This window comes from Paenibacillus sp. 203 (genome assembly GCF_037027525.1).
Classification (GTDB): Bacteria; Bacillota; Bacilli; order Paenibacillales; family Paenibacillaceae; genus Paenibacillus; species Paenibacillus polymyxa_B.
The window spans coordinates 1-236 of sequence record NZ_JAXCHD010000106.1 but is presented as its reverse complement, the minus strand read 5'-3'; the positions used below and the strand labels follow the sequence as shown (position 1 = coordinate 236).

General features: G+C 56.8%; 1 rRNA gene. It reads left to right on the top strand.

The window, feature by feature from the left end:
- Positions 1-236: ribosomal RNA gene (locus tag WA407_RS26610) — 23S ribosomal RNA — on the top strand; the annotation flags it as partial.

The following is a 236-nucleotide window of genomic DNA, read 5'->3' as shown; positions in this document are numbered from 1 at the left end:
GGGTGATGGCGTGCCTTTTGTAGAATGAACCGGCGAGTTACGTTCCCGTGCAAGGTTAAGGTGAAGAGCTGAAGCCGCAGCGAAAGCGAGTCTGAATAGGGCGATCTTTAGTACGTGGACGTAGACCCGAAACCGGGTGATCTACCCCTGTCCAGGGTGAAGGTGCGGTAACACGCACTGGAGGCCCGAACCCACGCATGTTGAAAAATGCGGGGATGAGGTGGGGGTAGCGGAGA